This is a genomic window from Tardiphaga sp. (genome assembly GCF_044340795.1).
GTDB lineage: Bacteria > Pseudomonadota > Alphaproteobacteria > Rhizobiales > Xanthobacteraceae > Tardiphaga.
The window spans coordinates 1-9,617 of sequence record NZ_JBIISY010000217.1 but is presented as its reverse complement, the minus strand read 5'-3'; the positions used below and the strand labels follow the sequence as shown (position 1 = coordinate 9,617).

Annotated in this window: 11 protein-coding genes and 1 pseudogene; 4 read left to right on the top strand and 8 right to left on the bottom strand. The window is 61.5% G+C overall.

What is annotated here, in order from left to right:
* From ACIQ17_RS25990 to ACIQ17_RS25960, 7 genes and pseudogenes are all read right to left on the bottom strand, one after another.
* Positions 1 to 546 (bottom strand): annotated as a pseudogene (locus tag ACIQ17_RS25990) (CpaF family protein); the annotation flags it as partial.
* A 21-nt stretch (positions 547 to 567) separates the two neighbouring features.
* On the bottom strand, positions 568 to 1,839 hold the full coding sequence (locus ACIQ17_RS25985) for a CpaE family protein (protein ID WP_398472174.1): 1,272 nt from the start codon (positions 1,837 to 1,839) through the stop codon (positions 568 to 570).
* Positions 1,836 to 2,573 (bottom strand): CpaD family pilus assembly protein, encoded by a 738-nt coding sequence (locus ACIQ17_RS25980; RefSeq protein ID WP_398472173.1) that lies wholly within the window; start codon positions 2,571 to 2,573, stop codon positions 1,836 to 1,838. The genes ACIQ17_RS25985 and ACIQ17_RS25980 overlap by 4 nt, the downstream gene beginning before the upstream one ends.
* 11 nt (positions 2,574 to 2,584) lie before the next feature.
* Positions 2,585 to 4,036: a type II and III secretion system protein family protein gene (locus ACIQ17_RS25975; protein WP_398472172.1), complete on the bottom strand. Its 1,452-nt coding sequence runs from the start codon at positions 4,034 to 4,036 to the stop codon at positions 2,585 to 2,587.
* A 14-nt stretch (positions 4,037 to 4,050) separates the two neighbouring features.
* Positions 4,051 to 4,845 (bottom strand): Flp pilus assembly protein CpaB, encoded by a 795-nt coding sequence (gene cpaB, locus ACIQ17_RS25970; protein ID WP_398472171.1) that lies wholly within the window; start codon positions 4,843 to 4,845, stop codon positions 4,051 to 4,053.
* A 122-nt stretch (positions 4,846 to 4,967) separates the two neighbouring features.
* Positions 4,968 to 5,492, bottom strand: a complete 525-nt coding sequence (locus ACIQ17_RS25965) for a prepilin peptidase (RefSeq protein WP_398472170.1) — start codon at positions 5,490 to 5,492, stop codon at positions 4,968 to 4,970.
* Positions 5,493 to 5,787: 295 nt separating this feature from the next.
* A complete protein-coding gene (locus ACIQ17_RS25960; RefSeq protein ID WP_398472169.1) occupies positions 5,788 to 5,952 on the bottom strand; it encodes a Flp family type IVb pilin in 165 nt (54 codons plus the stop codon).
* A gap of 286 nt (positions 5,953 to 6,238) precedes the next feature.
* Here ACIQ17_RS25960 and ACIQ17_RS25955 point away from each other — a divergent pair, with 286 nt between their 5' ends.
* The 4 genes from ACIQ17_RS25955 (at position 6,239) to ACIQ17_RS25940 (ending at position 9,107) form a co-directional block, all read left to right on the top strand.
* Positions 6,239 to 7,087 carry a sterol desaturase family protein gene (locus tag ACIQ17_RS25955; RefSeq protein ID WP_398472168.1) on the top strand — a complete coding sequence of 283 codons (849 nt, stop codon included), beginning with the start codon at positions 6,239 to 6,241 and terminating at the stop codon, positions 7,085 to 7,087.
* Positions 7,088 to 7,252: 165 nt separating this feature from the next.
* Complete coding sequence (locus ACIQ17_RS25950) at positions 7,253 to 7,768, top strand: pilus assembly protein N-terminal domain-containing protein (protein WP_398472167.1); 516 nt, start codon at positions 7,253 to 7,255, stop codon at positions 7,766 to 7,768.
* Between the two features lie 168 nt (positions 7,769 to 7,936).
* Entirely contained in the window at positions 7,937 to 8,494 is a 558-nt protein-coding gene (locus tag ACIQ17_RS25945; protein WP_398472165.1) for a TadE/TadG family type IV pilus assembly protein, read from the top strand.
* Between the two features lie 16 nt (positions 8,495 to 8,510).
* The gene (locus ACIQ17_RS25940; protein WP_398472164.1) at positions 8,511 to 9,107 is read left to right on the top strand and encodes a TadE/TadG family type IV pilus assembly protein; all 597 of its coding nucleotides are present in this window, start codon (positions 8,511 to 8,513) and stop codon (positions 9,105 to 9,107) included.
* Between the two features lie 126 nt (positions 9,108 to 9,233).
* Here the strand turns inward: ACIQ17_RS25940 and ACIQ17_RS25935 are convergent, their stop codons facing one another.
* Complete coding sequence (locus ACIQ17_RS25935) at positions 9,234 to 9,446, bottom strand: cold-shock protein (RefSeq protein ID WP_016842648.1); 213 nt, start codon at positions 9,444 to 9,446, stop codon at positions 9,234 to 9,236.
* Positions 9,447 to 9,617: the final 171 nt, after the last annotated feature.

Below are 9,617 nucleotides of genomic sequence, written 5' to 3'. Positions count from 1 at the left end.
TTCATCGACGCGACGACCGACCTGGCTGACGATGCGCTGGCAGATGTTCAGCAGCTGCTGATTGTCACGAAAGCGGATGCCGGTCTTCTGGATGCGGCCGCCGACTTCGATGAATACCGTGCCGGCACCGTTCACCATGATGTCGGCGATGTCGTCGCGCGCCAGCAAGGGTTCGAGCGGGCCGTAGCCAAGCACGTCGTTGCAGATATCGTCGAGCAGCTCTTCCTGCTCGGCAATCGACATCACGATATTCTTGATCGCGATGATCTCGTTGACGATATCGCGGATTTCCTCGCGCGCGGACTCGCCATCGAGCTTGGCCAGCTGGGCGAGGTCGATCGCCTCGATCAGCGCGCCGAAGATCGTCGCCTTGACCTGGTAGTAATTGTCGGAGCGTCGTTCGGCGACGGGCGGAGGCGCAGGTGCGCGCGCCGGAGACAGGGGCGGGGAGGAAACGGCAGCCGGCGGCGCGCTCGCCGCCGGCGGAAGGCTGACGGGCCGCGAGTCACGAAAATCGGGCTCTGTTCCACTACGCTTACCAAACACGACGCAACTCCTTGCAGCTCGTCACTTCGAGCGCAACTTCTCCAACAGCGGTGCGAGGAAAGATCCTCGTGGCTTTTTCGTCTCGCCGCGGCCAGTGAGCCGCTGGGCGATCTGCAGGAACATTTCGGTGGTGCGATGATTGGCGGAGACTTCCGCGATCATCTGCCCGTTATTGGCGGCGGCACCGAAAATCTGCGGTTCAAACGGGATCGTCGCGATCGGCGGCGTCTCGATGGCCTTGGCGAACTCGGCCGCGCTGATTTCAGGGCGCTTCGGCACGCCGACCTGGTTGAGGCAGTAAAGCGGCGGCCGGTCGTTCGGCCGCGATGCCTTGATCAGGTCATACATGTTCTTGGTGTTGCGCAGATTGGCGAGATCCGGCGACGCGACGATGAGAATGTCATCGGCACCGATCAATGCGCGCTTGGTCCAGCCGGTCCACTGATGCGGAACGTCGAGGACGATGCAGGGCATGGTCGAGCGCAGCGTGTCGAAGATCGAATCGAACGCTTCCGTGCCGAAATCATAGACGCGCTCCAGCGTCGCCGGCGCCGCCAGCAGGCTGAGATGGTCGGTGCATTTCGACAGCAGGCGGTCGATGAAGGCGGTATCGATACGATCCGGGGAGAACACCGCATCGGCGATACCCTGCGGCGGATCCTGATTGTAATCGAGCCCGGCGGTGCCGAAAGCGAGGTCGAGATCGGCCACGACCGAATCCAGCGCGAGGTCGCGAGCAATCGCCCAGGCGACATTATGGGCGATGGTGGATGCGCCGACGCCACCCTTGGCGCCGACCACGGCAATGATGCGACCGACAGCCTTGGCCTCCGGGGCGGAGAACAGGCCGCAGATCGCACGGACCACATCGATGGTCACGACCGGCGCGATCACGTAGTCGCTGACGCCGCGGCGAACCAGCTCGCGATACAGCGTGACGTCATTGACCTTGCCGATCACGATAACGCGGGTGCCGGCATCGCAGACCGTCGCGAGTTGATCGAGACCGCCGAGGATGTCGGTGCGTGGCTCGGCCTCGAGCAGGATCACATTCGGGGTCGGCGCCGTGCGATAGGCTTCGATGGCGGCGGCCATGCCGCCCATCTGGATCTTGAGATGGGTCTTGCCCAGCCGGCGGTCTTCACCTGCCGCCTGTACGGCCGAGGCGGTTTCGACGGTTTCGCAGAACGCCTGGATCGAAACCCGGGGCGCCGGCGCGATATGCTCGTCGGCGGCCGAGACCGGCGTGGGGGCGAGCTGTTCGTCTTCGGTCTTTTGCGCGTAGTTGATCATGGGCCCACATTGCTGATTCGACCCTTATCCGCGTCGGGATAAGTGGTGGCTGTGCCTTGACCCTGGCGATACTTGTCGAGTGCGAATGTGCGGCGTGCGGCATAGACAGGGCCTTCCGCGCGCGGCTGCACGAGGTCAGTCGGATTCGCCACCATGGCCGCGAGATTGCGCTGCGAGGCGCAACCGAGATTGTAGTAAGGCCGGTTCGACAGGTAGCTCGGATTCTTGATCGAGGCGCCGAGATCTTCCGGCCAGGTGCCGCAAGGGCCGGCCGTGGCCGCGATCAGGGGATAGCTGACGCGGATCGTGGCGAACTGGCGTGGATCATTCGGCGTGTAGCTGCGCGCGGCGACCGCATTCGGCGGCACGCCCGTGGCGGCGAGCAGCGATTGCACTTCGCGTTTGGAGTCCTGCGCGGCGCGGGCGTTTGGCGTATGTGCCGGGACTTCAAGGGTGATCACACCGGTGCCTTCGCGCAGCCAGTTCTGCCCGAGCGCGACGATGTCGGCGCGCTGCGCGGCCGTCAGGCCGCCGCGGAAGCTGCCGACGAATACTTCGGTGTTGCGCTGGCGCTCTTCCACCACGATCGGGTGACGCTGGCGGTAGTCGGCAGGAACACTAGTGGCGAGGTCATCCTGCGCCACGGTCCGGCAACCGCCGAGCGCGGCGGAGGCTCCAATGAGCGCGGCGAGCACTGTGAAGCTGCGTGAGATCTTGCTGTTGCGGGTCATCATCTCTCCTCGCCTCAATCCGTGATGAAGCCGAAGGCGCCGCGATAGCCGCGAGCCGGCTCGGGCTTGCGGCCCGGTACGCCATAGATGCGGTTGACGGTGCCGAGCAGATCGGCCTGCGGATCGGATGCATCGACAAAGCCGTCATCCGGTCGCGACAGGTCTTTCTGCGCTACGGCGCGGACGACGTAAGGGGTCACGATCACCATCAATTCGGTATTGTTGTTCACAAAGTCGCGGCTCTTGAACAGGGTGCCGAGCACCGGCAACTGCGCCATGCCGGGCAGGCCGCTCATGGCTTGCTTGGTCTGCTGCTTGATCAGGCCGGCCATCGCCATCGAGCCACCCGATGGAATCTCGAGCGTCGTGTCGGCGCGGTTGGTCTTGATCGCCGGGATCGTGGTGCCGCTGATCGAGACCGAATTCTCCTGCGAGAGCTCCGATACTTCGGTCGCGACGCGCAGGCTGATGCGGCCTTCACTCAGCACAACCGGCGTGAAGCCGAGCGAGATACCGAACTTCTTGAACTGGATCGTCACCGTACAAACACGTGTCGTAGGGTCGCAGCTATTGCCGCCAGGCACGGGAAACTCGCCGCCGGCCAGGAAGTTTGCGGTTTCGCCGGAAATCGCGGTCAGGCTCGGCTCTGCGAGTGTGCGGATGACACCGGCATTCTCCATCGCCTTCAGCGTCGCCGTCACCTTTGCGGGCGAGCCGAAGACGCCTTCAATCTTGTTGCCGCCCACGAGTGGAGCACCACTCGCGCCGAACGGAGTCACGTTGTTGAAGTTGACGACCGAGGTGCCGTAGCTGAGCTGGCCCGACAGATCGACGCCAAGCTGCTTGACGATATTGCGCTGAACTTCCGCGACGGTGACCTTCAGCATCACCTGATCGCGACCGCGCACCGACACATTGTTGACGACCTTGTCGATACCGCCGGCGACGCGTCCAGCGAGATCGGCGGCCTGCTGCGCTTCCAGCTGGTTGGCGGCAGATCCGGTCAGAATGATGCCGTCGCCGAGACCTTCGACACGGATATCGGCATTCGGCAGGGCCTGCTTCAGCGCCGCGCGGACGCCGTTGAGATCGCGGGTCACCGCGATGTCATAGGCGGCGATCTGCTGGCCTGCGCTGTCGAAGAAGATGATGTTGGTCTGACCGACGGTGGCGCCGATGATATAGGCGCGCTGCGCCGAACGGACGACCGCATTGGCGATCTTCGGATCGGCGACGAGCACGTCCTTGACGTCGCGCGGCAGGTCGATCACCACCGATTTTCCGATGCCGAGCGGCAGGAACCGGGCATTCATCTGTCCGCTTCCGGCAGCCTGATGGGCGCCATAGTCGGCAGCGAGGGCGATGGGCAATGCGGAGCCAAGCGACAGTGCCGCGATGGCTGTCACCGAGAGCGCGCGGACCATCAGGCCTCGCATCGGTTCGCTCGTCGTTGTCTTCAGCGTCATCTGATGCGTCCTTGTCACTTCGTGATCGTCGCGGTCGAGGGAATGCCGTACCGGACGATATTGACGGTGCTGCCGCGGCGGCGCGCGCCCTGGTCTTCGCTGGGTGTTTCCGGCGCATTGGCGTCGGCGAGAGCGCGCAGGGCGAGCGAGAGTGTGCCGCTCTGGCGCGAGCGGGCGAGCAGCTCGGCCTGTTCGGGCCGCAATTCGAGCGTGGCAGTCCTGCCGACCACGTTGTTCTGCCCGTCCTTCTCCTTCGGCGCCTGGTCAATGGCGAGCACGCGGATATTGCTGAGAATGATCTCGGACATCACGCCATCGGCGCCGCCGCTGTCCGGGCCCTTGTCGCGCTTGGACAGGATCACATCGACGCGGTCATTCGGCAGGATGAAGCCGCCGGCGCCGGTCTCGGGCGAGATTTCGGTGGAGACAGCGCGCATACCCGACGGCAGCACGGCGGCCATGAAGCCGGATCCGTTGGCGCGTACGATCTTCGCTTCGCGGATCGGTTCGCCGGCGATGAAGGGCGAGCGCGCGATCGCGCCGGCCACCTGCGTCATCGCTTCCGGCCGCGCATTGCGTGCGATCACATTGGCACTGGCGGCGCTGGTCGGCCAGGCCTGCCACTGCATGTCGTCCGGGCCCAGCGGCTGGCCGAGCGCAATGTCGCCCTTGGCGACGAGAACGTCAGTGGTGGGGAGCTCGGCGACTTGTGGAGGAGGGGGCGGAGCGTCGGACGAGCTCGCAAGATACAGCGCCACGCTGCCGGCACCGAGTGCAATGGCAAGGACCACAATACGTGCGGTATTCATACGCTTCACTTTCCACATTACGCTGCGACGCAAGCATCGCTGTGGTGTGGAGTTGAGCAGTTATTCGTCAAAGCATGGTTAATGAGCGGTATCTAAATCGAGTTAACGATTTTCAGCCGGTATCAGCCTGTTGCGAGACGGCTGAGATCGACCGCCTTGATCCACTGGGTTTCCGGATAGACCAGCAGGGCGCCCAGTGCGAGCGCGACGCCGTACGGGATGCCGCTGTCCTTGTGATGCAGGCGCAGCAGCCATTCCTGCCGGCTCAGCGCAGACGGCAGCGGCCACTGCCGGGCCTGCAACAGCAACAGGGTCAGCGCGCCTCCGAACAGCGAGGCATAGACGAGATATTCGAGCAGGTGATCGAAGCCGAACCAGAGTCCGGCGCAGGCCGCGAGTTTGGCATCGCCGCCCCCGATCCAGCCAAAGGAGAAACACGCGAAGGCGATGATCAGCACGAGACCGCCTGCGCCGAGATGCAGCAGCGCGGTCGACGAACTCATGCCACTGAAGAAGGCGACGAACGCGAAGCCGGCGATCAGCAGCATCGAGATCCGGTTCGAGATCGTCATCGTGAGGAGGTCGCTGATCGCCGCATAGGCCATCAGGCCGGGAAACAGCAGCAGACGCGTCAAATCGAGGATCATGGCTTCAACGGTCCGGACGGAAACGATGGCGGACCGTAGCCGGTAGAAATGAACAATCGGAAAACAAGGAACTGTTTACCAAACCGCGGCGATCCGCGAGATGACGACAAGCAGCGCCAACACCAGCGCGATGCAGACTAGCCCGGCAGGCTCACGCAGCGACATCTCGAGTGCTGCGAGCAAGGGGCGTTGGGTCGCATTGTGTCTCATCGGTACGGCCTGATATGGCTGTGGAAGCATTCCAACAAAAAAGGCTCCGGAGGTCCGGAGCCCTTCTTGCAATCGCAGCTCGAACTTACTTAAGCGAGCTGTTGATCGAGGTGAACTTGCCGTTCAGGTTGGTGCCGAGGCCGTTCACGACGGCGATGATGGCGAGCGAGATGCCGGCAGCAATCAGGCCGTATTCGATCGCGGTGGCGCCAGACTCATCTTTCAGGAAGCGCGAAACGAGGTTCTTCATAATACAAAACTCCATATGTGCACGTGGCTGTCGATCTTAGATGCCTGGTCTCCCCGGCGTTCTCAGCACCGTGACCATGTGGAGACACTAGGAGTTTCGGATTGCAGTGCGGTTAATTCGATTGATGAAAGTCGATCGCATTTGTCTCTTCTTGTGCACGGTAAATGTCTACTTAAACCAATTCCGGATGACTTAGGTGTCATTGCACCGCGCTTTCTCGCCTTGGTTTAGCGGTCCTTAAGTATGCGGCGGTAACGCTGCAGTTGGAAAAGCGCGGGATTCGATCATGTCCACATTGCCCATGGAAGTGCTGCATATGTTCGGCGATACCATCATGAAGGTGGTGCCGATCACGATCGTTCTCGCGGTCGTCTTCACGGTGCTCACGCATTTCTGGGCGTGCAATCCCGGCAAGCCGTGGTGGCGCAAGACCGAGATCGTCACCGACATCTGCTACTGGTTCTTCGTGCCGCTGATCACCCGCGTGGTCCGCATCGGACTGCTGGTGCTCGGCGCTGCGGTTTTTTTCAACATCCACGGCGCGGATGAGCTGATCGCCTTCTACGACAATGGCCACGGGCCGCTGGCGCAGCTGCCGCTCTGGTTGCAGGCCATCATCTTCCTGGTCGTATCGGACTTCCTGCTCTACTGGTTTCACCGCATGTATCACGGCGGCGAGTTCTGGAAGTATCATGCCATCCATCACTCGTCCGAAGAGGTCGACTGGATTTCCGCGGCGCGCTTCCATCCGGTTAATCTGTTTCTCGGCACCGTCGCCGTGGACGTGGTGCTGCTGATGGCCGGTATCTCGCCCAATATCATGCTGTGGGTCGGGCCTTTCACGACCTTCCACTCGGCTTTCGTCCATGCCAACCTCAACTGGACGCTCGGGCCGTTCAAGTATGTCCTCGCCACGCCGGTCTTCCATCGCTGGCACCACACCTCGCTGGAGCAGGGCGGCAACACCAATTTCGCCGGCACATTCCCGCTCTGGGATATCCTGTTCGGCACCTTCCGGATGCCGAAAGGTGAGCTGCCGGACAATTACGGTGTCGATGGCGAGCCGCTGCCGAAGGAAATCGGGGGGCAGTTGGCCTATCCGTTCCGGCAGCTCAGCGTCGCGTCCAAGCAGTGATCTGATCGAGCCCGGCGCCTTCGCCGGGCTTTGTCTTTCAGGGTGATGCTGCGATCGATACCGTCGTTTGCTGTTCCTTCACCAATTAACGGCACATTTCCCATGTCGGGCGCCGGCACCGCTGCGTATCTGCTTAGGCCGGCTCGTATCGTCCCGGAGTACAGGATGTCGTTTTTGTTTTTGCGTCGCCGCAGCGCTGCGGTCTTGATGATTGGCGCGCTTGCCGCTGGTCTCGTTGTTTTTCCTGCTGTCGATGTTCCGGCTGCCGGGAATGACATGATTTCCGTTAATGTCGATCAGGCCAAGCTGGTCAAATTTCCCGAAAAGATCGCCACGATCGTGATCGGCAATCCACTGATCGCGGACGTAACGCTGCAGCCGGGTGGCATGGTTGTGGTGACAGGCAAGGGCTATGGCGCCACCAATGTGATTGCGCTGGACCGTAGTGGTGCGGTGCTGATGGATCGCATCGTCCAAGTCGAGGGCCCCACCGACAAGGTCGTCACGGTCTATCGCGGGACGCTTCGTGAATCCTATAGCTGCACGCCCGACTGCGCACGTCGCGTCACGCTCGGCGACGGCGAGGCCTATTTCAGGGCCACCATGGAGCAGGCCAGCGCCATCGGCGGACAAGCAGCAACCACCGGCGCTGCGACAGGAACGGCCGGGAAACCGAACTAACGCTTTCAGCCGCCGCTCCGAAAATTCACGGCGTGGCGGCAGGTGCGGTGATGGTTAACCGGGCGTTAATCGATCGACCTATTTTGTCGCGATCCGGCGAAACACTTCTACAATCAGTTTTCGGTACAGCCTGACGGTACATATTTCCATTCCGTCCGGATTCCGCTGATGCTGATACCGATCATATCCTTTGCCGCCGCAACCAAGCGGCTTCGATCTTTCCGCCGTAACGAAGATGGGGCGGCTGCGGTCGAATTCGGCATGATCGCGACACCATTCTTCGCGCTGATTTTTGCGGTCATCGAGACCGGCTTCACCTTCATGGCGGGGCAGGTCCTGGAGACCGGCGTCGAGGATGGCGCCCGCCTCGTCTATACAAGCCAGACCACCACCGCGAATGATTTCAAAGCTGCGATTTGCTCGCGCGTGTCCGTGATGATGGATTGCACCAAGCTCGATATCGATGTGCGCTCCTACGATCCCGGAGCGACTATTAATATCGTCGATCCCATCGATGCCAGCGGCAAATATGTTTCGACCGGTTTTGTCTATCAACCGCCGGTCTATTCGCCGAATGTAGCGAGCAGCAAGACGGTCGTCGTGCGCGCCTTCTATCAGTGGCCACTCTATGTAACAGGCCTCGGTTATAACATCGCGAATGTCGATCGCGGATCGGCGTCGGGCAAGCGATTGCTGGCGGCCACCGCCGCGCTCGGGCCTCAGTAAAGACAGGGATCACGCGATGCGCATGACTGCAACGATGCGACGCCGGGTAACCTCGTTGCGACGTGACGAGCGCGGTGTGGCCGCAATCGAATTCGCCATGATTTTCCCGATGCTCATCCTGATGCTGTTCGGCATCACCGATGTGGCGAACTATTTCGCAGTCGATCGCAAGGTGAGCCAGATCGCCCAGACGGTTTCGGATCTGACGTCCCGCAACAGTCTGCCGATATCCGAGACCGACATCGCCAACTACTTCACTATCGCGGGGGCGATGGTCACGCCCTACGACAAGAACGTGTTGAGGACGACGATCCACCAGGTCTATCTCGACCCGAATAGCAAGACCGCGAAAGTGGTCTGGAGCCGTGGCAGCGCGCCGATTCTGAAGAATACCGCTTATGCCGTACCGGCCGGCCTAGTTGGCAAGGATGCATCGGGTAACTGGCTGGCAAATCAATATCTCATCGTCGGCGATGTTTCTTACAATTACACGCCGACCATCGGCTGGGTTTTGCCCAAGGCAGGAATCACGACAGCCGAAAAGGCTTTCACGAAGCCGCGGCAGACGACCTGCGTGGCGCTAGGATCGAGCTGCACGCCGAGCGGCGGGTGATCACAAACTGACCGCGCGCGGTCAGTGCCTCAGTAGAGCGCCCGACAAACGAGAAAGGCCGCGTCCGGGGACGCGGCCTTTCAAATTTTGTACAATCCTCTGCAAGCATTGGCTTGCAGAAAATCGTTAGCCGGCGGCGCGGAGGTTATCCGCCGACGACTTGCCCGAACGGCGATCAGCAACGATTTCGTAGCTGATCTTCTGGCCTTCACGCAGCGTGCCGAGGCCAGCGCGTTCGACGGCGCTGATGTGCACGAACACGTCGTTCCCGCCTTCGTCCGGCTGAATGAAGCCATAACCCTTGGTGGCGTTAAACCACTTCACGGTTCCCATGCTCACGAGGTAGTCCCTTCTCAATAAGTAGTAGTAACCCACGCATCCATACGCGGGCCGGTGGCATCGAATTTTTGGAAGGGTCGTCAGTCTAGACCGGCTGCACCGGGGTATAGAGAAGTCGTCCGGCCGAAAATCGATAGGGTCACATTAAGGGAAGCTATTCCCTAAGACAAT

Bases quoted from the DNA above. Each gene is read 5' to 3' on its own strand.
- ACIQ17_RS25985 (WP_398472174.1), bottom strand. From the start codon at position 1,839: ATGATCAACTACGCGCAAAAGACCGAAGACGAACAGCTCGCCCCCACG.
- ACIQ17_RS25980 (WP_398472173.1), bottom strand. From the start codon at position 2,573: ATGATGACCCGCAACAGCAAGATCTCACGCAGCTTCACAGTGCTCGCC.
- ACIQ17_RS25975 (WP_398472172.1), bottom strand. From the start codon at position 4,036: ATGACGCTGAAGACAACGACGAGCGAACCGATGCGAGGCCTGATGGTC.
- cpaB (WP_398472171.1), bottom strand. From the start codon at position 4,845: ATGAATACCGCACGTATTGTGGTCCTTGCCATTGCACTCGGTGCCGGC.
- ACIQ17_RS25965 (WP_398472170.1), bottom strand. From the start codon at position 5,492: ATGATCCTCGATTTGACGCGTCTGCTGCTGTTTCCCGGCCTGATGGCC.
- ACIQ17_RS25960 (WP_398472169.1), bottom strand. From the start codon at position 5,952: ATGAAGAACCTCGTTTCGCGCTTCCTGAAAGATGAGTCTGGCGCCACC.
- ACIQ17_RS25955 (WP_398472168.1), top strand. From the start codon at position 6,239: ATGTCCACATTGCCCATGGAAGTGCTGCATATGTTCGGCGATACCATC.
- ACIQ17_RS25950 (WP_398472167.1), top strand. From the start codon at position 7,253: ATGTCGTTTTTGTTTTTGCGTCGCCGCAGCGCTGCGGTCTTGATGATT.
- ACIQ17_RS25945 (WP_398472165.1), top strand. From the start codon at position 7,937: ATGCTGATACCGATCATATCCTTTGCCGCCGCAACCAAGCGGCTTCGA.
- ACIQ17_RS25940 (WP_398472164.1), top strand. From the start codon at position 8,511: ATGCGCATGACTGCAACGATGCGACGCCGGGTAACCTCGTTGCGACGT.